Origin of the sequence: Streptomyces akebiae (assembly GCF_019599145.1) — a bacterium.
Taxonomy (GTDB): domain Bacteria; phylum Actinomycetota; class Actinomycetes; order Streptomycetales; family Streptomycetaceae; genus Streptomyces; species Streptomyces akebiae.
This window is the reverse complement of the sequence record NZ_CP080647.1, coordinates 5771414-5797744: the sequence shown is the minus strand read 5'-3', so window position 1 is coordinate 5797744 and position 26331 is coordinate 5771414. Positions and strand designations below refer to the sequence as shown.

Here is a 26331-nt window from a genome sequence, read left to right as displayed (position 1 = left end):
GTTCTCGCCCGAAAGAACAACGCCAAGTGGCTGTGGCCCAGCTCAGGGCAGCCGCAGGGGCCGATATCAGCCGTGTGCGGCTACTTCGTCGGCTGGGCCGCTTCCAGGAGCTGCTTCACCACGGTCGCGTTCTTGCCGTGGGCTTCCTCCTCCAGGCCCTGAAGTCCACCGGCGTTCTCCCCGGTGCTGGTCTTCCCGTCGCTCTCGCCGGTGCCGACCTTTCCGTCGTCGTAGGGCATCGCGTGCGAGGTGGCGCCCCACTTGCCGTCATCGCCCTTCACCAGCAGGGCGATGTACTTGTGGCCCTCCTCGTAGCGGGGCTCGCCCTGCCAGGCGAACTCCCGCTCGCTGCCGCCCTCCCACCACCAGCCCAGGAGCTCGACCGGGTAGGTCTCCGGCGCGGCCTCGGCACCGGGCTTGGACCACAGCACCTGATCGACCTTCATCGTCGCGGTGCGCGGGATGTGCCCTTCACCGTTGTCCTTCTTGTCCTCCGGCAGAGCACCCCTGCGTTCACTGCCGGGCACCATCTCGATCACGACGGCGTGGTCGCCGTGGGTGACCCAGTCGGACGCGGTCAGGGTCGGGAAGGCCACCGACCTGTGGGGCGCGACCGCCGGCGGCCCCTCGTCCCCGCCATTGGCGGTGGCGACACCGGCGAAAGTTCCACCGGCCACGGCAGCCACCGCGACAGCAAGAGCAGTCAAGCGCCCGCGCCGCGTCGCGGGCAGCCACCGCCGCCCCGCAGCGGACTGATCACTCTTCGCACGAAACATGAAACGGCTTCCTCTCATGTGGTCTGGCGCAGCCCGACGCCTCGACCGCCGCTCTCGTAGCTGCCGCAGCCGCCGTCGTCGACGGCCCTCATCGCTCTTGGGCCCCGTCCTGGACGGCATGGGTTACAGAGGCCGAACGGGCGCTGTCATTTCAGTGCGGCTGGGTTTCGCCGGAGTGGGACCCCAGCGGCCAGCCAGCATACGTTCGCCAGAAGTACGCGGCCTGGGCGGTAGTGCAGAGTGACCCCGACCGGGGGTGAGGAGCCTGCTCGGGTGCGCGCGGCCGGACAGCGTCATCATCAGGTTCATCACCTCCCGCGACAGTCCGTCGCAGATCCGGTTCCACGTCTCCCGGTCGCAGCCGCCCTCCCGGTGATAGTCGATCGCGAGCGTGACGCCCTCCATCAGCTTCTTCATCTTCGGGGCAACTCCGCCCAAGAGCTTCTGGATCTGCTCGTCGGTCAGGTCGTTCAGCGGCGGCCCGTCGGCACTCAGCATGGCCGCGACACTACCGATCCGCCCCACGGCTACCGCACCGATTCCCCCGAGATCACCCCTAGATCAGGGGCTACCGCGCGGCCTGGCGTTGTTTTTTCGGCGAGAACTACCGGGACCCTGGGTGATCCGGTACGACGCCCGCTGCGTCCGTCACACCGCCGGCGGCCGACGCGCCACGAACACGAACTCCCGGCCGGGCCGGTCGGGAGCGTCCCGTACGTCCTCCAGCACGTATCCGTGAGCGGCCAGCTCCGCCTCGATCTCGTGCCGCTCGCGGAATCTGAGGGTGGAGTCGGAGGTGAGCTGCTTCTTGTCGCCGTCGAAGGTGTCGAAGGTGTCGAAGGTGTAGTGCCAGCGGAAGGTGACCAATTGGCCGGTGACCTCGGTCAGCTCCACCCAGCTCTCGACCGTGCCGAAGCCCGGCACCTCGGCGACCCCGTACGAGTCCTCGCGATTCCACGCCTCCCAGGCCCGTCTGGCCGGGTCGCGGGTCTCGAAGACCAGGTGGCCGCCCGGTCGCAGGGCCTCGTAGGCGCCCGCGAGCGTCCGCCGCCATCCCTCCGGGTCCGTGATCGCCTGCGCCACGTTGGCCGTCATCGTCACGAGGTCGACCTGGAGCGGGGGAAGAGCCGTCGCGTCCCCGTGGATCCAGCGGACCCGGTCCGCCCCCGGTTTGGCCCGTGCGACATCGAGGGAGGCGCCGGCCGGGTCGATCCCGACGACCTCCACCCCACGGTCCGCCAGCAGCAGCGCGAACACGCCCGTCCCGCAGCCGATGTCCAGCACCTTCCTCGCGCCGAACTCCTCCGCGAGCAGGAGGTAGGCGTCCAGGTCGCCGCGATCGGGGTCGAGCGGGTCGTAGAGCTCGGCCAGCCGCCGGTCGTGGAAGATCTCGTCAGCCATGCGGCCCACGGTAGGGGGCGAGGCCCACCAACGATACGGAGGGCGCCCGCACCCGCGCCTCCCTCCCCCGACCGGAATTCACGCGACACGGCACGACCGCTCTGGAACGCTGAGCCGTCGGAGCCCGGGCGGCGCACAGTCACACACCGGGCACGGAACGCACCCTGCGGAAGCAGGCGCGAGGTATCCCTCACGCCAGGCGGCACGGCAACCTCAAATGCTCCTCTGAACCCGCCTGGCCGCCTTGTTGACCCTCTCGCCCCGGTGTCACGATCACGGCCTCGCCCACCACCAACGGGCCGAATGACGGGGGTCGTTCATGTCACGAGCATCACGCAGGCCGCACCGCGCCCTCACCACCGCCCTGGCGCTCCTCTCGGCAGCCGCACTCCTCTCCACCACCGCCTGCACCTCCGAGACCGGGACCGGGGAACGGCAACAAGGACGGTCGGCCGAGCAGCCACCGACGAAGGCGACAGCGACCCCGGACCCGACCCCGGACTCGGACTCGGACGAGGGCGACGCGCCACGTCAGTTGGCGGATCGGGCCCCTGCCCCCGTGGCCGACCGCGTCGTCCTACGCCAGGACAGGACGCGGGACAGCGCCCACCTGGAGTTCGGGGCGGCGAGGAAGGGTGAGGGCAAGGCCCTGACCGTCGCCGTGAGCTGCGAGGGCAAGGGCACGATCGAGGTCGTACTCCGCCCCACGGGCGCCTCGTTCCCCATGGAGTGCCTCGACGGTGAGGTGACGAGCATCAACAACGAGTTCGACATCGACGACTCGGACCGCGCGGGCACGGTCTCCGTCACCGCCGCACCGGGGGTGCTCTGGTCCCTGTCGATGGGCAGAGGCGCGCCGACCGCCGTCGACTGACGCGGCCGGTGGCCACCGGCCACCGGCCACCGAAGAATGTCAGCCCATGCTGCGCGCCGAGGACTGCTCGTCGTCGAGCTGGTGGTCCGCCCAGACGTAGGTCTCGGGCAGCAGGTCGGTGATGGCGACGGTGCGGAGGTGGTCGCCCTCGCCGACGATGACCTTGAGGGTGGGGAAGTAGTCGAGAAGGACCTGCCGGCACCGGCCGCACGGCGGCACCACCCCTCGGTCGCGGTCGCCCACGGCGACGATCACGTCCAGCTCGTATGCGCCCTGGGCGGCTGCCGTGCCGATCAGGACCAACTCGGCGCAGGGTCCTCCGGTGAAGTGATAGGCGTTCACGGCGGTGACGATCCGGCCGTCCCGGGCGCGGGCCGCCGCGGCCATGGTGTGGTTGTCGCCCCGGCAGCGCGTGCGGGCGACGTGGGCCGCGGCCCGGATGAGTTCGTGGTCGACGGGGTGGGTCTGCGTGGTCATCCGGACAGCCTCACGCGCCCACCCGCTCCAACACCAGCTCCACCGGCTCACCCGGGCTCGACTCGCACGTCACCCCGGCCAGACGATCGCCTGCGTCTCGCTGTACGCGTGCAGCGCGTACGAACCCACGTCGCGCCCCACCCCGCTCTGCTTGAACCCGCCGAACGGGGCCTCCATGTTGCGGCCGACCGTGTTCACGCCCACGCCCCCCGCCCGCAGGCGCCGGGCCACCCGGAAGGCCCGGGCGACGTCGCCGGACCAGACGTAGTCGATGAGGCCGTAGTCGCTGTCGTTGGCGAGGGCGACGGCCTGGTCCTCGTCGTCGAAGGGCAGGACGACGACGACCGGCCCGAAGATCTCCTCGCGGACGACCCGCATGTCGGGGGTGCAGTCCGCCAACAGCGTGGGCGCCACCCAGAAACCCCGCTCGTACGGCGGACGTTCGCCGCCCGCCACCAGCCGCGCGCCCTCCTTGCGGCCCAGTTCGACGTACGACTCGACGCGGTCGCGGTGGGCCGCCGAGATCACCGGCCCGACCACCGTGCCCGGCTCGCGCGGATCGCCGACCGGCAGTCGGGCGGCGTAGGCGGCCAGTCGGGTCACCAGCCGGTCGTACACGCCGCGCTGTGCGATCACCCGCGTCGGCGCCGTGCAGATCTGCCCGCTGTAGAAGGTGAACGTGGTGGCGATGCCGGCCACGGCCGCGTCCAGGTCCGCGTCGTCGAAGACGACCGCCGCGCCCTTCCCGCCCAGCTCCATCAGCTGGCGCTTCATCCCGCGCCCGCACACCTCCGCGATCCGCCGCCCGACCGCCGTCGAGCCGGTGAAGCTCACCATGTCGACGTCCGGCGAGTCCACGGCGGCCTCACCGACCCCCGCCCCCGACCCGCTCACCACGTTCACCACACCCGGCGGCACACCGGCGGCCTCCAGGGCCTCCGCCATGCGGTACACGGAGAGCGGGTCCTGCGGGGCCGGCTTCACGACCACCGTGTTGCCCATGGCGAGGGCGGGGGCGATCTTGCCCGCCGGGTTGGCCCAGGGGTTGTTGTACGAGGTGACGCAGGTGACCACGCCCACGGGCTGGCGCACGGCGAGGGCGCCCATCACGGCCGCCCTGCCGAAGGGCCCGGCCTCGTTGATCTGGGGCGCGATCGGCTCCTCCACCGGCTCCACGCGCGCGTACCGCTGGAACCGGGCGGCCCCCACCCCCACCTGCATGGCCCGCGCCGTCCCGGTCGTCGCACCGCTCTCGGCCTGGGCGAGTTCGGCGTACGGGACGAGGTGGCGTCGTATCTGGTCCGCCGTGCGGGCGAGGATCGCGGCCCGTTCCGCGGCGGGCGTCGTCGACCACGGGCCGAAGGCCTCCCGGGCGGCGGCGGCCGCCGCGTGCACCTGTTCCCGCGAGGCCTCGGGCGCCCACCCGACGACCTCCTCCGTCGCCGGGTCGACCACCTCGTAGTGCCCGCCGTCGGGCTCCACCCAGGAGCCCCCGATGAACAGCCGCCGCCGCTGCGAGGACTGCTCCGCGGCCCCCTCCGAAGACGCCGACCGGCTCACCGCGTACTCACCGTCCGCGTGTCCCGCCCGCTGCGCAGCACCTTGCCGGGCACGGCGCCGGTCACCATGTCGTCGCGGATCGCCTCGACGCCGTTGACCCAGACCGCCCGTACGCCGATCGCCTTGGAGTCGAGGCGCGGGCTGTCGCCCGGCAGGTCGTGCACCAGGGTGGCCTTGCCGGCGTCGACGCGCTCCGGGTCGAAGAGGACGAGGTCCGCATGCCACCCCTCCCGCACCTGACCCCGTTCCCGCAGGCCGAAGAGGCGCGCCGGGTCGTCCGTGAGCATCTTCACCGCCTGCTCAAGACCGACCAGCTTCCGGCCGCGCAGACAGTCGCCGATGAACCGGGTGGTGTACGGGGCGCCGCACATGCGGTCCAGGTGGGCGCCCGCGTCGGAGCCGCCGAGGAGGACGTCCTCGTGCCGCCAGGTCTCGGCGCGCAGGGTCCAGGAGTCGGGGTCGTTGTCGGTCGGCATGGGCCACAGGACCGTACGGAGGTCGTCGGCGGCGCAGATCTCCACCAGGCACTCGAACGGTTCCTGCCCGCGCTCGGCCGCGATGTCCCGCACGACCCGCCCGGTGAGGCCCTCGTTCGCCTCGCTGTAGGTGTCGCCGATGACGTAGCGCCCGAAGTTGGCGAGCCGTCGGAAGACGCCCGCCTCCTTCGAGTCCGCCCTGCGCAGCATCTCCGCCCGCACCTCGGGGTCGCGCAGGCGCTCGATCCGCTCGGGCACCGGCAGGCCGAGGATCGGCCCCCAGCCGGGGATCAGGTTCAGCGCGCAGAACGTGCCCAGCGACATGTTCATCGGCGTGAGGATCGGCATGGTGAGGGCGACGACCCGGCCGCCCGCCTTCCGTGCCCGCTCGCTCGCCTCCAGCTGCCTGGGTACGCGTTCGGGGACGGCCGAGTCGATGGTCAGCACGTTCCAGTTGAGGGGACGCCCGGCGACCGCGCTCATCTCGACGAAGAGGTCGATCTCGTCGTCGCTGAACTGGTCCAGGCACCCGGCGACGATCGCCTCGATCTGGGTCCCCTCGTGCTCGCCGACCGCCCGCGACAGTGCGATCAGTTCGGCGGGCCGAGCGTGCCGTGACGCGACCGGCTGCCCGTCCCCGTCGCTGTGCGTCGAGGACTGCGTGGTCGAGAGGCCCCAGGCCCCCGCCTCCATCGCCTCGTGGAACAGCCGCAGCATGGCGTCCAGTTGCTCGGACGTCGGCTGTCCGCCGATGGCGTCCGGCCCCATCACGTACCGCCGCAGTGCGCAATGGCCCACCATGAACCCGGCGTTGACCGCGATCCGCCCTTCGAGCGCGTCCAGGTACTCCCCGAAGCGGTGCCAGGTCCAGGGCGCGCCCTCCTCCAGCGCGACCAGGGACATCCCCTCGACCTTGGACATCATCCGCCGTGTGTAGTCCGCGTCCTCGGGGCGGGCGGGGTTGAGGGGCGCGAGCGTGAACCCGCAGTTCCCGCCCGCGACGGTGGTCACGCCGTGGTTGAGGGACGGCGTCGCGTAGGGGTCCCAGAAGAGCTGCGCGTCGTAGTGGGTGTGGGGGTCGACGAAGCCGGGGGCGAGCACGAGGCCGGCCGCGTCCTCGGACGTACGGGCGTCTTCGGTGACGGTGCCGATGACGGCGATACGGCCGTCCCGTAGCCCCACGTCAGCGGTGTACGCGGGAGCGCCGGTCCCATCGACGACGGTCACACCTCTGATGACATGGTCGAGCATGCCTCACCCCTCCGGGCGCCTAGTAACGATCGGTTACCGCAGTGCTTTCAGGGGCGCGGGGAACCGCGCGACCAGCCCCCACCGCACCCGCAGCCGCAGCCGCAGCCGCCGTACAACCTCATCCCGCCGCCCGGAACCGCGACGTCCGATGCACGGGATCCGTATCGATCTTCGGAATGACGTGCTCCCCCACCAACCGGATGGTCTGCAGAGTCGCCTCCTTCGGCACTCCCACCGGCAACCCGAAGCTCAACTGGTCCGCCCCGGCCTGCTCCCACCGCTTGCACTGCCGGAACACCTCGTCCGGATCGCCGCAGATCAGCAACTCTTCCTCGATGAGCAGTTCGATGAACTCCTCGTTGTACTCGGGCAGCGTCTCCGGCCACACGGGGAAGCCGTCGGGCCGGGGGAAGGTGTCGTGGTACCGGAAGACGAGCGACGGCAGATAGTGCAGCCCGCCGTTCACGGCGATCCGTACCGCCTCGTCGTGCGTGGGCGCGCAGATCGCGGTCGTCGTCACCATCACGTTGTCGTTGACGAAGTCCCCGACGGGCTCGGCGTCGACGATGGCGGTCTTGTACTTCTCCAGCACCCACTCCATGTCGGAGACCTTCTGCACACTGAAGCCGAGCACCCCGAGCCCCTTGTGTGCGGCCATGGAGTACGAGGGCGGCGATCCGGCGGCGTACCACATCGCGGGGTGCGACTTCCCGTACGGCTTGGGCAGGATCTTGCGCGGGGGCAGCGACCAGTGCTTGCCCTGGAAGCCGACGTACTCGTCCTGGAGCCACATCTTGGGGAACTCGGCGATGGTCTCTTCCCAGATCTCCTTGGTGTAGTTCATGTCGGTCACCCCGGGGATGAACCCGAGGATCTCGTGCGATCCGGCCCCACGCCCGCTGCCGAACTCGAAGCGGCCCTCGGTGAGATGGTCGAGCATGGTGACCTTCTCGGCGACCTTCACGGGGTGGTTGACCTGGGCGAGCGGGTTGAAGATGCCGGAGCCGAGGTGGATCCGGTCCGTCGCGTGCGCCAGGTACCCGAGGAAGACGTCGTTGGCCGACAGGTGCGAGTACTCCTCCAGGAAGTGGTGCTCGGAGGCCCACGCGTACTTGAAGCCGGACTTGTCCGCCTGGATGACGTACTCGGTCTCCTCCATCAGCGCCTTGTGCTCCGCGAGAGGGTCCGTCTCGGCCCGCTTGCCCACGTATCCCTGTACAAAGAGCCCGAATTCCAAGGAGGTTCACCGTCCTCAGCCGTACTCGGCAGTCGTCTCGGCAGTCGTCTCGGCAGTCGTCACGACCGTTTCTGACAGGACGTCAGATCTCGATACGGCCGACTGTTCCACCGGCCCCGTGGAGCGTCAATAGCTGACGCCCCGTCAGCTCCAAGGACTCGGGGCGCGGTCAGAGGCTCACGCCGGCCAGCCAGCCCCCGTCGATCACGAACGGCTGCCCGGTGATGTAGGAGGAGTCGGCGCAGGAGAGGAAGAGAGCGAGGCGGGCGACCTCCTCGGGGCGGCCGATCCGGCCGAGCGGTATGCGCTTGCGGTAGAGCTTGTCGACGGCCTCGGCGGACACCTCGTCGCCCGGGTCGGTCATCGCGGTGTCGATGGAGCCGGGGCAGACCGCGTTGACCCGTATGCCCTTGCGGGCCAGCTCCAGTGCGGCGACGCGGGTGAGGCCGACGATGGCGTGCTTGGTCGCGGCGTACGCGCCGACGTACGCCATGCCCGTCATCCCCGTGTACGAGGCGGTGTTGACGATCGTGCCGCCGCCGGCCGCCTCGATCTCGGGGGCCAGGCTCTTGATGCCGAGGAAGACACCGACCTGGTTGACCCGCACCACCTGCATGAACTCGTCGAGAGGGGTGTCGACGAGGGAGTTGAAGCGCAGCACCCCGGCGTTGTTGACCAGCCCGTCGACGCGCCCGTACGCCCCCTTGGCGGCGGCCACGGCGGCCGTCCAGTCGTCCTCGCGGCTCACGTCCAGGTGGACGTAGAGCGCGCCGATCTCCTTGGCGAGGGCCTCTCCCTGGTCGTCGAGGACGTCGGCGACGACGACCTCGGCCCCCTCCGTCCGGAACAGCCGCACCTCCTGCTCGCCCTGGCCGCGCGCGGCACCTGTGACGAGGACGACACGTCCGTCGAGCTTGCCCATGGGGACTCCCATCGCGGTGTGTTGGTCGAGGTCAGGGTACCGGCAGAGCTGACGGTGCGTCAGGTGTGCGGCAAGGGCTTGCTTTCGTGATCGCAAGTGACCGGAGAGTAGGGACATTTGACTCTGTCCACTGGCTGTACACGGCCCCAATAATCCTCCATCAGAAGGTAAAGCAACCCCCAAGGAGAGACAGTCATGGCAGCCAAGAGGCGCTTCAAGAACAAGAAGGTCCGATACTTGGCGATCGGCGCTTCACTCGTGACCGGCGCGGCCACCGTCACCGTACTACTGCCTTCGGCCAACGCCGCCGACGAGCCGAGTGTCGAGCGGATCATGAGGATGTGCGAAAGGACTGCCGTACTCAACGGCAAGCAGCAGACGACGCGCGATTTCGGGGGCGGCCTCGGGGACGGGTTCGAATCCGACACCTGTGATTTCGTCGAGACGAATTTCGAGGTCTTCGACGGTCCCACGGAGAAGGTCACCGTCGACTTCCCGAACTGCGAGCCGAACGCCACGGAACCGTCGAAGGTGACCACCGAGTTCTCGAAGGCGGTGGGCCAGGGCCAGGGCAAGTACACCGCCACCCAGCAGGGCGCACTCGGTGGGCTTTTCGGAGCCCTGAGCGGCGGTTGGGTGAAGCACAAGGGCACGCTGGACATGACCATCAAGACGGCCACCGCCAGCGAGTCGGAACAGCGGGAGGTCCCGGTCGGCAAGGTCATGCATGTGACGTTCACGCCGAAGATGCAGCGCATGACCGGCGAGTGGCGGGTTCACCTCGACGCCGACCCCGGCAGCTTCGCCGTGAACCCCTCCCCCGAGAAGAACTTCGTGGCGCCGGAGGTCGTCGAGGGCCCGGTCATCCTGGAGAGCGCCGCGGGCACGCCCGGACTCGCGGACGGCACCACCAAGGTCGTCCTGGAGGACTGCTGACCGAAGTCCGACGGCTGACGGCTGACCGTCGACGTGGCCCACCACAGGGGCCCCCTCCCCGCACCACCCCCATCTTTACCGGGACACCCCTCCCACCAGCACTTATCCCCCCTCATCACCCTTGCAGGAGACCCACATGACACGCACCGGGCGCAGCGGCAACCACCGCAGCAAGAAGAAGCGCATCACCCTCGCGCTGGCGCCGGTCGCCGCCCTCGGACTGGCCGTCCCGCTGATGTACAGCGCGGGCGCCGCCACCCCAGACGAGGTGGCCACCGACTGCCGCACGGACTCCGACAAGCTGGAGAACTGCGAGTTCGTCGACGTCCAGTTCAAGGCCAACAGCCTCGGCCCCAACGAGCGGGTCACCTCGGTGACCGACAACTGCGGCGTCAGCACCGCGGCGACGAAGACCTTCAGCGGCACGGCGTCGGTGACCCGCGTCATTCAACTGGAGGACGGTTTCAACACGGACGGCAGCACGAAGCTGGCGAGCTCCGTCTTCGAGATCGGCGTCAAGTTCGCCACACAGGAATTCAACATCAAGCGCGACGACACCACCTCGTCGTTCTCCTTCTCCCGGTCCGACACGGTCAAGGCGGACCACATCGCCTTCTTCATGTGGTCCCACAAGCGCACCGACGTGAGCGGCTTCCTCAAGGCCACCTACAAGGAGGCGCAGGACGGCCAGAAGGTGTTCTTCTCGCCCAGCGAGAACGCCACCAGCGTCCACGTCTTCTACCCGCAGCTCCTGCCGAGCGGAACGCCGGACGGCCGGCTCTGGTTGCGCAATGTGGAGTGCGGGACGCCCCAGGCCAACGGAATCATCAACAGTGAGGGCAGCGTCCGCGCCGAACCCGGATTCGGGGAGGGCGGAGAAAACGTGACCGACATCGAGGTTCCGCTCTCCGACGTCACCATTCAGTAGCGCCCGGAGAAACCCGAGTAATCCCCCGTGCCCTGCGCGGGGGATTTTTGTGCGGTCTCCGAAAAGCGTCTACATGTTCCCGACAGCGGTCAGTCAGGCGTTCTCATACGCGAACACCGGGGGTCGCTCCCAGCCATCTCAGTACGGCCTCCGTGCTCCCCCGGACATCCAGCTTGGCGTAGATGTTGCTGAGGTTGTTGCGGACGGTCTTCTCGCTCAGCGTCAGACGCAGCCCGATCTCCTGGGCGCCGAGGCCGGTGGAAAGAAGGTCCATGATCTGGCGCTCGCGGGGCGAGAGCAGGGAGCGCATGCGCTCCGTCGGCTGCCCCTGGTCCGGGAGTTGTCGTGCCGCGTCGCGGATGGCGGCGCAGGCCACGGGCGAGAAGTAGGTGTGGCCGACCGTGGCGGCCACGACGGCGGAGGACAGCATGCAGGTGCAGTAGTCGCCCTCGACCAGATAGCCGGCCCCGCCCCGGAACACCTCCACCACCGTGTCGGCGTCCTGCCGGGGGCTGACGACGATCACCGGGGCGCTCATGGGGCCCATGGCCTCCAGCAGCCCCGCGAGGGACTCCGACGGGTCCTCGCAGCGCAGGACCACGACATCCGCCTCGGTCTCGCGGAGTTCACGGTAGGGCGGCGGGACGAGGAGCGCGCTGCTCACGTACCGGTCGTCGGGGGCCGGCCAGTCGTCGTGCGGCCACCGGCCCGGGGCACAGGCCAGGGCGACCGACAGGCCCAGGGACGAGGGTGCCGGCCGATGGGGTGGGTGCGCCGCGACGCGGGAGGGGCGTGCGGGACCAGCTGAGACGGGGGTGCCTGCGTGCTGGGACGTTCTGACGTGCCGGGGGGATCGCACCTCGCGTGTCCTTCCGCCGAAGCCATGACTCCCCTACATACGTGACTGCGGCGCCAGTTGTTCGAAGTTTCAAGGACGAACCGCGAAGCTGTCTGACAGGTTGACCGCTCGGACCACCGTGACGGCCGAAACCGGCCTGTCCCGAACTTCGTTGCCGGGCACGGGAGTTAACGGACGAGCTGCGTGGGTGCGCGGAGACAAGGCCGCTCCGGCGGGGTCGGGCCCGGGTGCTCTGACCGCGCAGGATCGCCGCGTTGACGGACGTGGCGGTTCCGCCAGGTCGGACGGCGTCCTGACCAGAAGCCGGTCCGACATCCCGGGCATCAACCGACCCGCTGCATCGCCTTCCTGTGTCGATCCGCCATGGCGGCTCCGGACTCCCGGCGCGCCATCCTGCGCAGGACGGACGGAGCGAGGAGCAGCCCGGCGACCGTCCAGGCTCCGAGCACGCCTGCTGTCTCCAGGTGCCGCCAGGATCCACCGATCTCGGCGGCCACCGCCTCGGCCGGCAGCAACGCGGCCCGGAGACCGAGGCCGAGCCAGTACACGGGGAAGATCTGGCCGACGGTCTGCAGCCACTCGGGCAGCTTCGACAGGGGGAAGTAGATGCCCGAGATCACGACGAGTCCCATCACCGGAAGCATCAGCAGACCGATGGTGCGGGGACTGTCGACGAGCGAGCCGATGACGGCCCCCATCGGCAGGGTTGCCAGGAGACCGAGCGGCACCACCCACAACAGCGTCAGCAGCGGTCCCCCGCCCTGCCGGGCGACCCCGTCGACCAGGAACACACCGACGGCGAAGGGGAGTGCCATGGAGACGAGAGCCGTCCCCGACACCATGATGATCTTGCCGACCAGGTGACCGACCATGCCGTGGGGCACGGCCTTGGCCCGCAGCAGGGTGCCGTCCTCGCGCTCGGCGGCAAGCAGTTGTGCCGTGGTCATCATCCCGGTGAACGCGAGCGTCATCCCCAGCATGCTCGGCAGCATGAACGTGCCGGTCGAGATACCGGCACCCTTCAGCGGATCGTCCCTGACCAGGAACAGCGGCACGATGAGCAGGACCGTCCAGAGCACGTACCCGAAAACGTCCTGGCCGGTGGTGAAGGTCTGCCGGAGTTCTGTCCGGCCGCGCCGCACTCCCGCCTTCGCCGCGTACCACACCGGACTCATCGCGCTTCCTCCCCGAAGGCGTGTGCCGCCCGCTCGCCGGGGACACTCCCCGCCTCCACTTCCCTGACCATCGTCAGGTAGGTGTCTTCCAGGCTCGCCCGGCGCACCTCCAGCCCGCCGATCGCGTCGCCGTGCTCCTCGAACAGCCGACGGACGAACCGGGTGGGCTCGGCCGTCGCCTCCTCGAAGGGCCGCCCGTCCCGCGTCCAGCGCACCGTGGCCTCGGCCGACGCCTGACGGGACAGTTCCTCGGCCGCGCCGTCGGCCACGATCCGGCCGGCGGCCAGGATGAGGATGCGGTCGGCGAGCTTCTCCGCCTCGGCGAGGTCGTGCGTGGTCAGCAGAACGGTGGTGTTCTCGTCCGCGAGGCCTCGCACCAGTCCGTGGAACTCGCTCCTGGCCTCCGGGTCCAGACCCGCCGTCGGCTCGTCCAGGAAAAGCAGTTCGGGTCTGCCCACGATGCCGACGGCCACGTCGAGACGCCTGCGCTGCCCACCGGACAGGGTCCCGACCCGTTTGTTCGCCTGCTCGGTCAGCCCCACGGCGGCGATCAGCTCGTCGACGTCCCACGGCCGCCGTACCAGGGCAGTGGAGTACGGCGCATAGTACGAACCGAGGTGGGCCAGCAGTTCCCGCACCCGCCACTTGCCGTGGTCGCGCCAGGACTGCAACACGATGCCCAGGCGCGCGCGCCATCGCTCGTCCCCGCGCGCCGGATCGGTGCCGAGGACGGTCACGTCACCGGCCGAGCGCATCCGGAAGCCTTCCAGGACCTCAATCGTGGTCGTCTTGCCGGCGCCGTTCGGGCCGAGCAGCACGACGACTTCGCCTCGCCGGGCAGTGAAGCCGACCCCCTTCAGGACCTCCTGGCTGCGGTAGCGCATCCACAGATCCCGTACGTCGATGACCGTGTCACCCTCCGGCACCGGGCTGCTCCCAGCCCCGGATAAGTCATGGCTGATCGCCATCGGCGTTCCCCCGTCCGTCTCGTGGTCCGTCCTCCGGGATCAGGGACCGGAATCCATGCCGACGCCCGTGGTCATGGACGTCTCTACCGACTGGGCTGCTGTCATCGCCTCGCAGCAGCCGTTCGGGCCCTCCCCGGACGAACACGTTACCGAACGGTTCAGACAACTCACGCTGTTCCACCGACCCGGCGAACCTTCCCGGTCACCGCACGAGGGACCGCGGCTGACGCACCGGCACTCATGGACCAGGACGAGTGCGGGACTCGTGCGACGGGTGGGCGGTAGGGTCCGGAGGTGCGTTGATCTGCCGGGCGGTGGCCAAGTGCCGCCGCAGAGGGTGCGGGTGACCCCGACGAGTCTCGGGGCCGCCCGGTTCGGCATACCCGTCCTCCACCCACACCGGAGATCACGCCATGACCGCCCAGCGGCCCCTCATGTCCTATGACGCCTTCGTCGAACTCGCCACCGCCGACCCCGCCGTCGTCGGCCTCGTCCTCAAGGGCTCCCGGGCCCACGAGGGCATGACCACCGAGCACTCCGACCACGACCTGTACGTCGTCCTCGCCGAGGGCGCCGTCACGGCCCTCACCCGGTTCGCGGGGCACCGCACCCCCGAGCTGGATCTCGTCCTCCTCACCCTCGACGAGTTCCGCGCCGCCGGAATGCCCGGCTTCGAGCGGTACGCCCTCGCCCGCGCCCGGGTCGTGCTCGACCGCCTGGACGGAGGGATCGCCCGGATCCTGTCCGCCAAGGCCCGGCTCGACGCCGACGAGGCGGGCCGGGAGGCGGCCGCGTACCTCGACGCCTACGCCAACTCCCTCTACCGCTCGGTCAAGAACGACCGCGACGGCCAGGCACTCGCGGCCCGCCTCGACGCCGCCGACAGCGTCCGCTACCTGCTGGAGCTGCTCTTCGCGCTCGACCGGCGCCCCCGCCCCTATAACAAGTACCTGCGCTGGGAACTGACCCGCTTCCCGCTCCCCGACTGGGACACCGGCCACCTCCTCGACACCGTTTCCCACATCGCGGCGACGGGCGACGTGGCCGCGCAGCGCGAACTGTTCGCCCGGGTCGAGGCCGTGGCCCGGAAAGCCGGGCACGGGGCGGTGCTGGACGGGTGGGGCGAGGACCTTCGCCTGATGCGGCCGCGGCGGTAGCGGCGGCGTGATCACGGTCTCCTACGGGCCTGGGCACCGTTCTGGCCGAGCGGACGCGGGTCACGCCTCCTGATCAACGACGAACGACCCCTGCCCCAGAACTGTACGAAGCCTGCCCTCCGTTCGGAGGGATGCCACCGCCTTCTGCACTGTCGACGCGGCGACGTCGAACTCCGTGGCCAGGTCCACCACAGCGGGGAAGCGGCTACCGGGAGCATACGTACCGGCGTCGATCCGGCGGCGCAGTTCATCCGCGAGCTGGGGCCACACAGGCTTGCCACGGTCAAGATCCATGCTTCGAACGTATGCGTCTTCGCGTAATCGGGCGACCGCGAATGCGCGGATACGCGTATCCTCAGCATAGTCAGAACCCCGGCGGCCTGGCACGGCCCCGGGGCATGGCCCCCAGCTGAAGAGGAGCTGACGACAATGAGCATTATCCACGCGTTCTTGCGTTGGATGCTGGGCATCTTCGTGCCCGGCACCGGCAGGCGACGGAGAGATCTCCGACGCGCCGTTCACCCAACGCCTCTGCCCGAGGCTCCCGTTCCATCCGCGTCGCGGCTCTCGACCCCGCGATCTCCGTACAGCCTGGACACGAACACCCCTCTCGACGGCGCCGCCTCCCCCCTCGTCCGCCCCTACCTCGTCGCCGTCGAGCGGGAGCAGGCGCGGCAGTCGCGGCGGCGGCTCGCGCTGGTGCTCGCCGCCGACTTCGGCATCGACCTCGACCGTCATGTCGTCGGTGCCGAGCAGGTGGTGGCGTGTTGAGGCCGCCGCTGACGGGCGAGGCAGCGCGGTGAAGGCTGGGCGGTACCCCGAGAACGGGGCCTCCCGGTTGACCATCCGCGTCTACCGCGTCGACTCCGACAGTGAGCGCGTCGACTCCGTACGGCAGCTCACGGTCCTGAGGGCCCACGACCCCGAACGTGTTCGGGAGTCGCTCGACTGGCCACCTTGCAGCTGCTCCGGCTGCCGATCCGGGCAACTTCCGAAGCTGCCGTGAGCCGACACGGCCGGCCGCCTGTCCTCTGCCGCGTCGGCGGCATGGGGCAGGCGGCGCCCGCGGAATCCGGGGTCAAACCCTGACGACCTCGATGAGCGGCCCGCAGAGCACGCCGATGTCCTCGGTGCCGGAGGTGAGGGCGGTGACAGGCGCCCGGATGTCATTGCGAGTTCTCGAGCCGCATGAGGACGGAATACGCCGACTCGGCCCGGCGCGCGGGTACGGCGTCGGCATGCGCGTGGTCCAGGAAGCTCTGGGTTGCTCCGTGGTGGCGGATCCGGCCGCCGTCCATCAGGGTGACGGTGTCGGCTTCGTCGGCCAGATCGGCGACATCATGCGTAGACATGAGTACCGGAGTCTTCGCAGAGACCTCACGCAGCACGTCACGGAAGACCGTGCGCTGGTGAGGATCGAGCCCGGCCGTCGGCTCGTCCAACAGGATGACCCGCGCGTCATGAGCCAGGGCACACGCGATACCAACACGGCGCAGTTGGCCACCGGAGAGCTTGGCGGTCTTCTGGTCTGCCTGCTCGGCCAGGCCGACCTGGTCGAGGGTGACTGCTGCGCGCTCCCAAGCACCGGAGCGGCTCTCCCCCTTCAGCCAGGCGATGTAGGCCACATACTCGCGGGCGGTCAATTGCCTTGAGCTGGGCACCCGCTGAGGAAGCCACGCCACGTGACGCCGGAATTCACGGCTGGCGGAGGTCAGGTCCGTGCCGCTGAACAGGACTCTGCCCGAAATCGGGCACCCGTGGCCGTCGGGCACCCACACCAGCGCACGGTGATCCGCGGGCACGACACCGAGCGACGTCGCACGACTGGTCGACGTACGGATGTCCCCGCTGCCAAGCCGGGCGGGCAACGGAACCGCCGTCAGCTGTCCGCTACGCAAGGGCGCCCGTGACAGGGGCGGGCGGCTTCTACAACAGGGGCCCCACCTCGCCCCCGAACGCTCCCATCTGATCCGCGAGTTCACCCACGCCACGGCTCCGGAACCGCACCTGGATCTGATCCACCCCCATCGCGCGGTACGCGCGCAAGGACTCGGCCATCGCGGCCGGGCTCCCGGTGAGGGTGCGCCGCCCGACGTCCCAGGTCGGCTCACCCACGTACAGCGGCTCGGTGATCGCGCCGATGGTGAAGGGGCCGGTGGCGCCCGCCTCCTGCCGTAGTCGGCGGAGTCGGGCGATCTGGGCCGGGAGGCGGTCGCGCGGGTCGCCCTGGGGCAACCAGCCGTCGCCCCGGACGGCGGCCCGGCGGACGGCGGCCGGGGACGAGCCGCCCACCCAGAGGGGCACCCGGTCCTGGGCGGGCCGGGGCATCTGGCCCAAGTCCTCGAAGTCGTACCGCTTGCCGTGGTGGGAGGGGAATTCGTCCGGTCCGAGGGCGGCGCGCAGCGCGTCCACGCACTCGTCCAGCACCGCCCCCCGCCGCTCGAAGTCCACCCCCAACGCCTCGAACTCCTCCCGTACGTGCCCGGCGCCCACACCGAGGATCAGCCGGCCGGCGGAGAGATGGTCGAGGGTGGCGTACTGCTTGGCCGTGAGGAGCGGGTGGCGCAGGCCGACCACCGCGACATGGCTGAGCAGCCGGACCCGTTCGGTGACGGCGGCCAGGTAGGCGAGCGTGGCGACCGGGTCGTACCAGACGGTGCTCATCGCGGGCGCGAGACGGCGCGGGATGGCCACGTGGTCGCAGACGGCGACGTACGCGAACCCCGCCCGGTCGGCGGCCCGCGCGACCTCGGCCAGCTCCCGCGGCCCCGCGTCCGCCTCCCAGGGCTCGGCGTAGAGGGTGCTCTGCGACTGGACGGGGAGCTGCATCCCGTAGCCGAGCGCCACGCCGGTCCCGTTCGACGGGCGTTCCCCGGACCCGCTCAACTCGCGCTCCCCGGCCCCGCCCACAGCCCGTCCTCCGTCAGCCCCAGCAACTCGATCGCGTTCCGCCGCACGATCCGGTCCACCACGTCCGGGTCCAGGTGGCCCATCTGGGCCTCGCCCACCTGGCGGGACTCGGGCCAGGTGGAGTCGGAGTGGGGGTAGTCGGTCTCGTAGAGGACGTTGCCGACGCCGATCGCGTCCAGGTTGCGGAGCCCGAACGCGTCGTCGAAGAAGCAGCCGTAGACGTGGTCGGCGAACAGCTCCGACGGCGGGCGGTGGACCTTGTCCGCGACGCCGCCCCAGCCCCGGTTCTCCTCCCAGACGACGTCCGCGCGTTCCAGGATGTACGGGATCCAGCCGATCTGGCCCTCGGCGTACATGACCTTGAGGTTCGGGAAGCGTTCGAACTTGCCGCTCATCAGCCAGTCGACCATCGAGAAGCAGCAGTTGGCGAAGGTGATGGTGGAGCCGACGGCGGGCGGCGCGTCCGCGGAGGTGGACGGCATGCGGCTGGAGGACCCGATGTGCATGGCGACGACCGTGCCGGTCTCGTCGCAGGCGGCGAGGAAGGGGTCCCAGTCGTCGGTGTGGACGGAGGGGAGGCCCAGGTGCGGGGGTATCTCGGAGAAGGCCACCGCGCGGACGCCGCGCGCCGCGTTCCTGCGCACCTCCGCCGCCGCCAGCTCCGCGTCCCACAACGGGATGAGGGTGAGCGGGATGAGCCGGCCCCGCGCCTCGGGGCCGCACCACTCCTCCACCATCCAGTCGTTGTACGCCCGGACGCCGAGCAGCCCGAGTTCACGGTCCGCGGCCTCGGTGAAGGTCTGGCCGCAGAAGCGGGGGAAGGTCGGGAAGCACAGGGCCGACTGGACGTGGTTGACGTCCATGTCGGCGAGGCGCTGCGGGACGTCGTACGAGCCGGGGCGCATCTGCTCGTAGGTGATGATCTCCAGCTTGATCTCGTCCCTGGAGTAGCCGACGGCGGTGTCGAGGCGGGTCAGCGGGCGGTGCAGGTCCTCGTAGACCCACCAGTCGCCGATGGGGCCGTCGTCGCCGGGGGCGCCCATCACGGGCTTGAACCGGCCGCCGAGGAACGTCATCTCCTTCAGCGGCGCGCGGACCACCCGGGGGCCCGTGTCCAGGTACTTCTTGGGGAGCCGGTCCTGCCAGACGTTCGGGGGCTCCACCGTGTGGTCGTCGACGGAGATGATCTTCGGGAAGGGGGCCGGGGCGGTGGCGGGGCTGTCGGGATCCGTGGCGCTCGTCTCCAAGGTGTCCATGCCCGTTACGGTAGCGCCGATCTGACGGTCCGTCAGTAATGGTTCACCGGCAACCCCCCTGCGAAGAGCCTGTGCAGGCCTCGTGACATCCCTCGCGTCTCCCTGTGATCGACCTCTCGCACGGCTGACGGATCTGCCATGAACAAGGCAAACTGGCCTGGATATCAGAAGGCCTTAGGGGGCTGTCGATGGGCGGTGGACCGGGAGTGCCGGAGGTCGGTGGGCCGCGAGTGCCGGAGCAAAGGACTGCCGTGGACGCCGAGACCGTGCAACCGGACCCCGAAGCCCCGGCCGAGCTGCGTTTCAGCGTGCTCGGACCCGTGCGGGCCTGGCGCGGCGCCGAACCTCTCGCCACCGGTTCGCCACAGCAACGCGCCCTGCTCGCAGCACTGTTGCTCCGCGAGGGCCGTACGGCCACCGCGAGCGAGCTGATCGACGCGCTGTGGGGCGACGAGCCGCCGTCCCAGGCGCTGGCGGCGGTGCGGACGTACGCCTCCCGGCTGCGCAAGGTGCTCTCCCCCGGTGTCCTGGTCAGCGAGTCCGGTGGCTACGCGGTCCGCGCGCTGCCCGCCGGCGCCCTGGACCTCGCCGTGGCCCAGGAACTGGCGACCGACGCGGAGAAGGCCAAGAACTCCGGTGACCTGTGCCGAGCCCGCCGGCTGCTGAACAAGGCGCTCGGGCTGTGGGACGGCGAGGTCCTGGCGAGCGTTCCGGGGCCCTACGCGGAGACGCAGCGGGCCCGCCTCGACGAGTGGCGGCTGCAACTGGTCGAATCACGACTGGACATGGACCTGGAGCAGGGCTGTCACGCGGAGGCGGTCTCCGAGCTGACCGCGCTCACCGCCGCGCACCCGTTGCGGGAGCGACTGCGCGAACTGCTGATGCTGGCGCTGTACCGCAGCGGACGTCAGGCGGAGGCCCTCGCGGTGTACGCGGACACCCGCCGCCTGCTCGCGGACGAACTCGGCGTGGACCCGCGCCCGGGCCTGCGCGAGTTGCAGCAGCGCATCCTGCGAGCGGACCCCGGCCTCGCGGAACCCTCCGCTCCCCTGGCCCCCGAACCGGCCGCCACCCCGGTCCGGCCCGCCCAGCTCCCCGCCACCGTCCCGGACTTCACCGGCCGCGCCTCCCTCGTCGACGACCTCAGCGGGGTGCTGGCGGAGGCCTCCGGCGCGCAGGGCCAGGTGATGGCCGTGTCCGCGCTGGCCGGCATCGGCGGCGTCGGCAAGACGACCCTCGCGGTGCATGTGGCCCACCGGTCCAGATCGGCCTTCCCGGACGGCCAGTTGTACGTCGACCTCCAGGGCGCCGGCTCCCGCCCCGCCGACCCGGAGACCGTCCTCGGCTCCTTCCTGCGCGCCCTGGGCACGGCCGACTCGGCGATCCCCGACTCCCTGGCGGAGCGGTCGGCCCTGTACCGGTCGGTCCTGGACGGCCGCCGGGTGCTGGTCCTGCTCGACAACGCGCGCGACGCCGCCCAGGTACGGCCCCTGCTGCCGGGCACGGCGGGCTGCGCGGCCCTCGTCACCGCCCGGGTGCGGATGGTGGACCTGGCCGGCGCCCATCTCGTCGACCTGGACGTGATGTCGCCCGACGAGGCCCTGCGGCTCTTCACGAAGATCGTCGGCGAGGAGCGCGTCGCGGCGGAACGCACGGCAGCCCTGGACGTCGTCGCGGCCTGCGGCTTCCTGCCGCTCGCCATCCGCATCGCCGCGTCCCGGCTGGCGGCGCGCAGAACCTGGACGGTGTCCGTCCTGGCCGCCAAACTCGCCGACGAGCGGCGCCGGTTGGACGAGCTCCAGGCCGGCGACCTGGCCGTGAAGGCCACCTTCGAGCTGGGCTACGGCCAGCTGGAGCCCGCCCAGGCACGGGCGTTCAGGCTGCTCGGCCTCGCGGACGGCCCGGACATCTCGCTGGCCGCCGCGGCCGCCGTACTGGACCTGCCGCTGGAGGAGACCGAGGACCTCCTGGAGATCCTCGTCGACACCTCCCTCCTCGAATCCGCCGCGCCCGGCCGCTACCGCTTCCACGACCTCGTGCGGCTCTACGCGCGTGCATGTGCCGAGCGGGACGAACAGCCGTCGGGAGAGGAGGAGTCGGGGGAGCGGGAGTCGGCGATGTCACGGCTGCTGGACTTCTATCTGGCGACGGCGACGCGGGTGTACGCGATCGAGCGGCCGGGGGACCGAACCGTCGCGCATCTGGAGCGGAGCCGGTACGACGGCCGGGAGTTCGCCTCCGCCTCGGATGCGCTGGACTGGCTGCACGCGGAGGCGGAGCCGCTGCTCGCCTGCGTTCAGCAGTCGCTCGGAGCGTCCACCCTGCGACGGGCCGTCGACCTGCTGCTGGCCACCATCGATCTGGCGGAGTCCGGGGCCGGTTCCCGCCGCTACGAGACGACCGCGCTCGCCGCACGTGACGCGGCCGCGGCCCTCGGGGACGCGCACGCCGAGACCCGGGCACGCATCACGCTGGCCCAGGTCCTCAGCCAGGCGGGGCGTTTCGAGGAGGCGGAGAGGGAGGCCGAGCGCGCCGATCTCGTGAACCGAACGGCCGACGACCCCTGGACGAGCGGCGCCGCCCCCAACCAGTTGGGGATCATCGCCATCTGCACCGCCCGCTTCCCGGACGCCGAGGTCTTCCTGATCAGAGCCATCGAGGCGTTCCAGGCGGACGGCAACACACCGGGCGAGGCCAGCGCGGTGTGCAATCTGTCCCGTTCCCTCGCCTCGATGGGCCGTACCGCCAGAGCGGTCGATCTCGCGCAGCGAGGCGTGGAGATCTACGACGAGCTGGGGATGTCCGTACGCCTCGCGAACGCCCGCTACGCCTCGGGGATCGTGCTCACGCAGGCGGGCCGGCTCCCGGAGGCCCTGGAGCAGCTCGACGCGGCGCTGCGGATCTTCACCGAGAACCGTCAGCGGCTCTGGGAGGGAACGACCCACTTCCGGGTGGCCCAGGTTCACCTGGCGGCCCGTCGCCCCGCCCAGGCCGCCCGGCACGCCGAACAGGCGCTGTCGATCGGCTGCATCGGCGGCGACTGGATGAGGGCCAACGCCCTGACCCTGCTGGGCAGGGCGTTGATGGCCCTCGGCCAGTCGGACCGGGCCCGCGCCTGCTGGCGTGAGGCGCTCACGATGTACGAGCAGTCCGGCTCGTCCGAGGCCGCGGAGGTGCGCGGCCTCCTCCATCCGCTCGCGGCGGCGTGACACCCCTGGGGCGGGACGTTCATCGAACGTTTATGAGCGGCTGAGAGTCTCAGTCCATCGATCCGTCGCGTCGGGGGGCAGGCGGATCCGCAGGGCCTCATGGTTGACCTGAGGCCGTTCGAAACGCTGGTTCGGCGACCCCCGGGGGAGTCGCCGAACCGGCGCTTCCGCCGAGAAGCACCGTTCACTCACGGGGAGTTCCAGCTATGAGCGAAGAGAAGAAGAAGGACCCGGAGATCACCACGATGGACCAGCACGCGCCCGCCCCGCCGAAGAAGGACGGCGCGATCACGACGATGGACCAGCACGCGCCCGCGCCGCCGAGCGAGGAGCCGGAGATCACCGCGATGGACCAGCACGCGCCCGCCCCGCCCGCCCTCGACCTCGACGGCGGCAAGTAGGCGCACCGGACTTTCCGTACCCACGGGGATCGGCCGCGGTGGCGCGGAGGGGGAGCCACCGCGGCCGAGGTGTGTCCGGGCGAGAGTCCTTTCAGGGGAGGATCAGGATGAGCGCAGCGCAGGCCCGACCGGACGCTCCCGTCACCGCGCGGCCGGAGACGACACCGCCGGCGTTGCGGGCGGCCCTCACGCAGGTGGCCCCTCACCGTCTCGCCGAGATGGACCGGCAGAAGGACGAGGCCATCACGCTGGCGACCCGTACGCGCAGCCTCCGCCCGATCGCCCGGTTCCTCGAAACCTGGGCCGTGGCCATCGAGATCGCCCGCTTCCCCGCCTCCGCCGCGCGCCTGCGCACCGCCGAGCGCACCGCACGCACCGTGGACCCCGACGACCCCGCCTGGCGCGAGGCCATGGACGAGATCCACGCCCTGCACACGGCGGCCCGCAAGGCACTGAGCGACGACTGAACGACGACTCAGCGCGACTGAGCCGAGGCCTCGCCCCACCGGCACGGCCCCTCCCGCCGCCCGGCCCGGCCTGCCCGGCCCGGCCCGCGGCCCTCGGCGCCGCCCTCACCTCCCCCGCAGCTCCCCCTTCACCACCTTCCCGCCGGCGTTGCGCGGCAGTTCGCCCACGAAGTCGACCGCCCTCGGCACCTTGTAGTTGGCCATCTCCCGACGGGACCAGGCGATGAGGTCGTCGGCGGTCACCAGGGACCCCGGGCGGCGGACGACGAACGCCTTGCCGACCTCGCCGAGGCGCGGGTCGGGGACGCCGACGACCGCCACGTCCGCGACATCCGGGTGGAGACCGAGGAGTTGCTCGATCTCGGCGGGATACGCGTTGAACCCGCCGACGATGAACATGTCCTTGACCCGGTCGGTGATCCGCAGGTTGCCGTCCTCGTCCAGGACGCCTATGTCCCCGGTGCGGAACCAGCCGTCGGGCGTGACCGCCCGCGCGGTCTCGACGGGATCCTCGAAGTAGCCGCGCATGACGTTGAAGCCGCGGACGAGGACCTCTCCGGGGGAGCCGGGCGGCAGCGGGGAGCCCAGCGGATCGACGACGCGCACCTCCGCCCCCGGGACCGCCCGGCCCGACGTCGACGCGATCACCGACGGCTCGTCGCCGCGCCGGCACATGGTGACGATGCCGGACGCCTCGGACAGGCCGTACGCCGTCAGCACGGTGTCCACGCGCAGTTCGGCCCGCAGCCGTTCGACGAGTCGGAGCGGGACCACCGCCGCGCCCGTCACCACCAGACGCAGCGCGCCGAGGTCGTAGTCGTCGCGGGCGGGGTGGTCCAGGAGGGACTGGTGCAGGGTGGGCGGGCCGGGCAGGACCGAGACCCGCTCGGCCGCCACGTTGGCCATCGCCGTCTCCACGTTGAACACCGGCTGGGGGATCATCGTCGCGCCCCGCATGAGGCAGGCGATCACCCCGGCCTTGTAGCCGAAGGTGTGGAAGAACGGGTTCACGATGAGGTAGCGGTCGCCCTGCCGGAGGCCTGCCAGCTCGCACCACACCTCGTACGCCCGCAGGGTCTGCGCATGGGTGATCACCGCGCCCTTGGGGCGGCCGGTCGTCCCGGACGTGAAGATGATGTCGGAAGGGGAGTCGCCCGTCAGTCCGTCCGACCGCGCCCGCACCTCCTGCGCGCTCACCCCGTCGCCGCTGGCGAGGAAGTCCTTCCAGGTGCGGAAGTCGGCGGGGGCGTCGTCCGAGAGCACCACCACCTGTTCCAGGTGCGGGAGTCCGGGCAGCGGCCCCGGCCGCTCGCACACACCGTCGGCCCCCGGCGCCCGCAGCCGCCCGGCGTCCGCCCCGGCCGCGCGCCGGAGCGAGGCCACGTACGAGGTCCCGAGGAAGGTTCCGGTGACGAACAGCAGCCTGGCCCGGCTGCGCGCCAGCACGTCCGCCGCCTCACCGCCCTTGAAGCGGGTGTTCAGCGGGACGAGGACCGCGCCCGCCGAGACCGCGCCGAGCGCGGAGACGATCCAGTCGAGGGAGTTCGGGGCCCAGAGGGCGACCCGGTCGCCGGCCCGCACCCCGTTCGCGACGCACGCCGCCGCCGCGCGCTCCACCCGGGCGCCCAGCTCCGCGTACGACACCCGCGTACGCCCGTCGACGACGGCCTCGACCCCGGCGAACCGCCGGGCCGCCGCGCGGACCAGCCCCGGGACGGTCCCCCACTCCAGGTCACCGCGCCGTCCCTCCATGTCACCGCTCACAGCAGGCCTCCGTACCCGAGAACCAGTGTTCAAGTGCCCAAGTGCCCCGGCAGCAGCCGGACATCGGGAGCTGACTACCCGTCAGATTAGCTGTACCCTGACGGACTGTCAGCAGTGACAGCCCCTGTGCGGAGGTATGCTCCGCAACCCTGTGCGGAGGTGTGCCCTTATGGCTCCCATGGCCGTGCTCAAGGACGCGACAGCGATCGTCGGCATCGGCCAGACCCCCTTCGCCAAGCGCCTTCCGGAATCCGAACGGGCGTTGGCGTGCCGGGCGATCCTGGCCGCCCTCGACGACGCCGGGATAGCGCCGGACGAGGTCGACGCGCTCGCCTCGTACACCATGGAGGAGACCGACGAGGTCGAGGTGGCCAAGGCCCTGGGCCTCGGTGACCTCACCTTCTTCAGCAAGGTCGGCTACGGCGGCGGCGGTTCGTGCGCCACGGTCGCGCATCTCGCCGCCGCGATCGCCACCGGTCAGGCCACGGTCGGGGTCGCCTGGCGGTCCCGCAAACGCGGCTCCGGACCCCGCCCGTGGAAGAACACCGCGGTCCAACTCCCCACCCCGGCCCAGTGGACCCGCCCCTACGGCCTGCTGCGGCCCGCCGACGAGATAGCCATGCTGGCCCGCCGCCACATGCACGAGTACGGCACCACCCGCGACCACCTCTTCAACGTGGCCCTCGCCTGCCGCAACCGGGCCAACCAGAACCCCGCCGCGATCATGTACGAACGCCCGCTGACCCGCGAGATGTACATGAACTCCCGCTGGATCAGCGAACCCCTGTGCCTGTTCGACAACTGCCTGGAGACGGACGGCGCGCTGGCCTGCGTGGTGGTCTCCGCCGAGCGCGCCCGCGACTGCCGCCGCACCCCCGTCTACGTCCACTCCGCCGCCCAGGGCCTGCCCGCCCAGCACCACGGCATGGTCAACTACTGGAACGACGACCCGCTGACCGGCCCCGCCTGGACCGCCGCCCGCCACCTGTGGAAACACGCGGACCTCACCCCGGACGACATCGACGTCGCCCAGATCTACGACGCGTTCACCGCCCTGATCCCCCTGTCGCTGGAGGGGTACGGCTTCTGCGCGCGCGGCGAGGGCGGCGCCTTCACCGAGGGCGGCGCCCTGGAGACCGGCGGCCGGCTCCCCCTCAACACCTCCGGGGGCGGTCTCAGCGAGGCCTACGTGCACGGCTTCAACCTGATCACCGAGGGCGTACGGCAGCTGCGCGGCACGAGTACCGCCCAGGTCCCGGGCGCGGCGACCTGTCTGGTGACGGCGGGTGAGGGGGTCCCGACCTCCGCCCTGCTGCTGAGGAACTGA

General features: G+C 70.9%; 25 protein-coding genes. 9 read left to right on the top strand and 16 right to left on the bottom strand.

Annotated elements, in window-relative coordinates:
- Positions 1-80: 80 nt before the first annotated feature.
- The 3 genes from K1J60_RS25060 to K1J60_RS25050 form a co-directional block, all read right to left on the bottom strand.
- A complete protein-coding gene (locus K1J60_RS25060; RefSeq protein WP_259407906.1) occupies positions 81-677 on the bottom strand; it encodes a hypothetical protein in 597 nt (198 codons plus the stop codon).
- A gap of 222 nt (positions 678-899) precedes the next feature.
- Positions 900-1274 carry a hypothetical protein gene (locus K1J60_RS25055; protein WP_220648143.1) on the bottom strand — a complete coding sequence of 125 codons (375 nt, stop codon included), beginning with the start codon at positions 1272-1274 and terminating at the stop codon, positions 900-902.
- Between the two features lie 150 nt (positions 1275-1424).
- Positions 1425-2177 carry a class I SAM-dependent methyltransferase gene (locus tag K1J60_RS25050; protein ID WP_220648142.1) on the bottom strand — a complete coding sequence of 251 codons (753 nt, stop codon included), beginning with the start codon at positions 2175-2177 and terminating at the stop codon, positions 1425-1427.
- 319 nt (positions 2178-2496) lie between these two features.
- Between K1J60_RS25050 and K1J60_RS25045 the strand changes: the two genes are divergently transcribed.
- A complete protein-coding gene (locus K1J60_RS25045; RefSeq protein WP_220648141.1) occupies positions 2497-3051 on the top strand; it encodes a hypothetical protein in 555 nt (184 codons plus the stop codon).
- Between the two features lie 39 nt (positions 3052-3090).
- Here K1J60_RS25045 and K1J60_RS25040 read toward each other — a convergent pair whose 3' ends face one another.
- The 5 genes from K1J60_RS25040 to K1J60_RS25020 all read right to left on the bottom strand — a co-directional run bounded on the left by K1J60_RS25040 (position 3091) and on the right by K1J60_RS25020 (position 8974).
- Complete coding sequence (locus K1J60_RS25040) at positions 3091-3528, bottom strand: cytidine/deoxycytidylate deaminase family protein (protein ID WP_220648140.1); 438 nt, start codon at positions 3526-3528, stop codon at positions 3091-3093.
- 69 nt (positions 3529-3597) lie between these two features.
- Positions 3598-5088, bottom strand: a complete 1491-nt coding sequence (locus tag K1J60_RS25035; protein WP_220648139.1) for an aldehyde dehydrogenase family protein — start codon at positions 5086-5088, stop codon at positions 3598-3600.
- Entirely contained in the window at positions 5085-6815 is a 1731-nt protein-coding gene (locus tag K1J60_RS25030) for an N-acyl-D-amino-acid deacylase family protein (RefSeq protein ID WP_220648138.1), read from the bottom strand. The genes K1J60_RS25035 and K1J60_RS25030 overlap by 4 nt, the downstream gene beginning before the upstream one ends.
- 118 nt (positions 6816-6933) lie before the next feature.
- Positions 6934-8052 (bottom strand): LLM class flavin-dependent oxidoreductase, encoded by a 1119-nt coding sequence (locus K1J60_RS25025; RefSeq protein WP_398683295.1) that lies wholly within the window; start codon positions 8050-8052, stop codon positions 6934-6936.
- A gap of 169 nt (positions 8053-8221) precedes the next feature.
- Positions 8222-8974 (bottom strand): SDR family NAD(P)-dependent oxidoreductase, encoded by a 753-nt coding sequence (locus tag K1J60_RS25020; RefSeq protein WP_220648137.1) that lies wholly within the window; start codon positions 8972-8974, stop codon positions 8222-8224.
- 195 nt (positions 8975-9169) lie between these two features.
- Between K1J60_RS25020 and K1J60_RS25015 the strand changes: the two genes are divergently transcribed.
- A complete protein-coding gene (locus K1J60_RS25015; RefSeq protein ID WP_220648136.1) occupies positions 9170-9910 on the top strand; it encodes a hypothetical protein in 741 nt (246 codons plus the stop codon).
- A 136-nt stretch (positions 9911-10046) separates the two neighbouring features.
- Positions 10047-10838: a hypothetical protein gene (locus tag K1J60_RS25010; protein ID WP_220648135.1), complete on the top strand. Its 792-nt coding sequence runs from the start codon at positions 10047-10049 to the stop codon at positions 10836-10838.
- A gap of 103 nt (positions 10839-10941) precedes the next feature.
- Here K1J60_RS25010 and K1J60_RS25005 read toward each other — a convergent pair whose 3' ends face one another.
- From K1J60_RS25005 to K1J60_RS24995, 3 genes are all read right to left on the bottom strand, one after another.
- The gene (locus tag K1J60_RS25005) at positions 10942-11502 is read right to left on the bottom strand and encodes a LuxR C-terminal-related transcriptional regulator (RefSeq protein WP_398683294.1); all 561 of its coding nucleotides are present in this window, start codon (positions 11500-11502) and stop codon (positions 10942-10944) included.
- A gap of 518 nt (positions 11503-12020) precedes the next feature.
- Positions 12021-12872 carry an ABC transporter permease gene (locus K1J60_RS25000; protein ID WP_220648133.1) on the bottom strand — a complete coding sequence of 284 codons (852 nt, stop codon included), beginning with the start codon at positions 12870-12872 and terminating at the stop codon, positions 12021-12023.
- Positions 12869-13840 carry an ABC transporter ATP-binding protein gene (locus tag K1J60_RS24995; RefSeq protein ID WP_220648132.1) on the bottom strand — a complete coding sequence of 324 codons (972 nt, stop codon included), beginning with the start codon at positions 13838-13840 and terminating at the stop codon, positions 12869-12871. The genes K1J60_RS25000 and K1J60_RS24995 overlap by 4 nt, the downstream gene beginning before the upstream one ends.
- Before the next feature lie 413 nt (positions 13841-14253).
- On the opposite strand from K1J60_RS24995, the gene K1J60_RS24990 reads away from it, so the two are divergent.
- Entirely contained in the window at positions 14254-14997 is a 744-nt protein-coding gene (locus tag K1J60_RS24990; RefSeq protein WP_220648131.1) for a hypothetical protein, read from the top strand.
- 60 nt (positions 14998-15057) lie between these two features.
- Here K1J60_RS24990 and K1J60_RS24985 read toward each other — a convergent pair whose 3' ends face one another.
- A complete protein-coding gene (locus K1J60_RS24985) occupies positions 15058-15291 on the bottom strand; it encodes a GntR family transcriptional regulator (protein ID WP_220648130.1) in 234 nt (77 codons plus the stop codon).
- A 135-nt stretch (positions 15292-15426) separates the two neighbouring features.
- Here K1J60_RS24985 and K1J60_RS24980 point away from each other — a divergent pair, with 135 nt between their 5' ends.
- Positions 15427-15768, top strand: a complete 342-nt coding sequence (locus tag K1J60_RS24980; RefSeq protein WP_220648129.1) for a hypothetical protein — start codon at positions 15427-15429, stop codon at positions 15766-15768.
- Positions 15769-16163: 395 nt separating this feature from the next.
- On the opposite strand, the gene K1J60_RS24975 is transcribed toward K1J60_RS24980, so the two are convergent.
- The 3 genes from K1J60_RS24975 to K1J60_RS24965 form a co-directional block, all read right to left on the bottom strand.
- Positions 16164-16769, bottom strand: a complete 606-nt coding sequence (locus tag K1J60_RS24975) for an ATP-binding cassette domain-containing protein (RefSeq protein WP_259407905.1) — start codon at positions 16767-16769, stop codon at positions 16164-16166.
- A 154-nt stretch (positions 16770-16923) separates the two neighbouring features.
- Positions 16924-17826 (bottom strand): LLM class F420-dependent oxidoreductase, encoded by a 903-nt coding sequence (locus K1J60_RS24970; RefSeq protein WP_220651677.1) that lies wholly within the window; start codon positions 17824-17826, stop codon positions 16924-16926.
- A gap of 53 nt (positions 17827-17879) precedes the next feature.
- Positions 17880-19163, bottom strand: a complete 1284-nt coding sequence (locus K1J60_RS24965; protein ID WP_220648128.1) for an amidohydrolase family protein — start codon at positions 19161-19163, stop codon at positions 17880-17882.
- Positions 19164-19351: 188 nt separating this feature from the next.
- On the opposite strand from K1J60_RS24965, the gene K1J60_RS24960 reads away from it, so the two are divergent.
- The 3 genes from K1J60_RS24960 (at position 19352) to K1J60_RS24950 (ending at position 23240) form a co-directional block, all read left to right on the top strand.
- Entirely contained in the window at positions 19352-22372 is a 3021-nt protein-coding gene (locus K1J60_RS24960) for an AfsR/SARP family transcriptional regulator (RefSeq protein ID WP_259407904.1), read from the top strand.
- A gap of 206 nt (positions 22373-22578) precedes the next feature.
- Complete coding sequence (locus K1J60_RS24955) at positions 22579-22773, top strand: sigma-like protein (protein WP_220648126.1); 195 nt, start codon at positions 22579-22581, stop codon at positions 22771-22773.
- Between the two features lie 107 nt (positions 22774-22880).
- Complete coding sequence (locus tag K1J60_RS24950; protein WP_220648125.1) at positions 22881-23240, top strand: DUF6247 family protein; 360 nt, start codon at positions 22881-22883, stop codon at positions 23238-23240.
- Between the two features lie 105 nt (positions 23241-23345).
- On the opposite strand, the gene K1J60_RS24945 is transcribed toward K1J60_RS24950, so the two are convergent.
- Positions 23346-24992, bottom strand: a complete 1647-nt coding sequence (locus tag K1J60_RS24945) for a fatty acid--CoA ligase family protein (protein ID WP_220651676.1) — start codon at positions 24990-24992, stop codon at positions 23346-23348.
- Between the two features lie 190 nt (positions 24993-25182).
- Between K1J60_RS24945 and K1J60_RS24940 the strand changes: the two genes are divergently transcribed.
- The gene (locus tag K1J60_RS24940) at positions 25183-26331 is read left to right on the top strand and encodes a lipid-transfer protein (RefSeq protein WP_220651675.1); all 1149 of its coding nucleotides are present in this window, start codon (positions 25183-25185) and stop codon (positions 26329-26331) included.

Bases quoted from the DNA above. Each gene is read 5' to 3' on its own strand.
- K1J60_RS25055 (WP_220648143.1), bottom strand. From the start codon at position 1,274: ATGCTGAGTGCCGACGGGCCGCCGCTGAACGACCTGACCGACGAGCAG.
- K1J60_RS25050 (WP_220648142.1), bottom strand. From the start codon at position 2,177: ATGGCTGACGAGATCTTCCACGACCGGCGGCTGGCCGAGCTCTACGAC.
- K1J60_RS25045 (WP_220648141.1), top strand. From the start codon at position 2,497: ATGTCACGAGCATCACGCAGGCCGCACCGCGCCCTCACCACCGCCCTG.
- K1J60_RS25040 (WP_220648140.1), bottom strand. From the start codon at position 3,528: ATGACCACGCAGACCCACCCCGTCGACCACGAACTCATCCGGGCCGCG.
- K1J60_RS25030 (WP_220648138.1), bottom strand. From the start codon at position 6,815: ATGCTCGACCATGTCATCAGAGGTGTGACCGTCGTCGATGGGACCGGC.
- K1J60_RS25020 (WP_220648137.1), bottom strand. From the start codon at position 8,974: ATGGGCAAGCTCGACGGACGTGTCGTCCTCGTCACAGGTGCCGCGCGC.
- K1J60_RS25015 (WP_220648136.1), top strand. From the start codon at position 9,170: ATGGCAGCCAAGAGGCGCTTCAAGAACAAGAAGGTCCGATACTTGGCG.
- K1J60_RS25010 (WP_220648135.1), top strand. From the start codon at position 10,047: ATGACACGCACCGGGCGCAGCGGCAACCACCGCAGCAAGAAGAAGCGC.
- K1J60_RS25000 (WP_220648133.1), bottom strand. From the start codon at position 12,872: ATGAGTCCGGTGTGGTACGCGGCGAAGGCGGGAGTGCGGCGCGGCCGG.
- K1J60_RS24995 (WP_220648132.1), bottom strand. From the start codon at position 13,840: ATGGCGATCAGCCATGACTTATCCGGGGCTGGGAGCAGCCCGGTGCCG.
- K1J60_RS24990 (WP_220648131.1), top strand. From the start codon at position 14,254: ATGACCGCCCAGCGGCCCCTCATGTCCTATGACGCCTTCGTCGAACTC.
- K1J60_RS24985 (WP_220648130.1), bottom strand. From the start codon at position 15,291: ATGGATCTTGACCGTGGCAAGCCTGTGTGGCCCCAGCTCGCGGATGAA.
- K1J60_RS24980 (WP_220648129.1), top strand. From the start codon at position 15,427: ATGAGCATTATCCACGCGTTCTTGCGTTGGATGCTGGGCATCTTCGTG.
- K1J60_RS24970 (WP_220651677.1), bottom strand. From the start codon at position 17,826: ATGCAGCTCCCCGTCCAGTCGCAGAGCACCCTCTACGCCGAGCCCTGG.
- K1J60_RS24965 (WP_220648128.1), bottom strand. From the start codon at position 19,163: ATGGACACCTTGGAGACGAGCGCCACGGATCCCGACAGCCCCGCCACC.
- K1J60_RS24960 (WP_259407904.1), top strand. From the start codon at position 19,352: ATGGGCGGTGGACCGGGAGTGCCGGAGGTCGGTGGGCCGCGAGTGCCG.
- K1J60_RS24955 (WP_220648126.1), top strand. From the start codon at position 22,579: ATGAGCGAAGAGAAGAAGAAGGACCCGGAGATCACCACGATGGACCAG.
- K1J60_RS24950 (WP_220648125.1), top strand. From the start codon at position 22,881: ATGAGCGCAGCGCAGGCCCGACCGGACGCTCCCGTCACCGCGCGGCCG.
- K1J60_RS24945 (WP_220651676.1), bottom strand. From the start codon at position 24,992: ATGGAGGGACGGCGCGGTGACCTGGAGTGGGGGACCGTCCCGGGGCTG.
- K1J60_RS24940 (WP_220651675.1), top strand. From the start codon at position 25,183: ATGGCCGTGCTCAAGGACGCGACAGCGATCGTCGGCATCGGCCAGACC.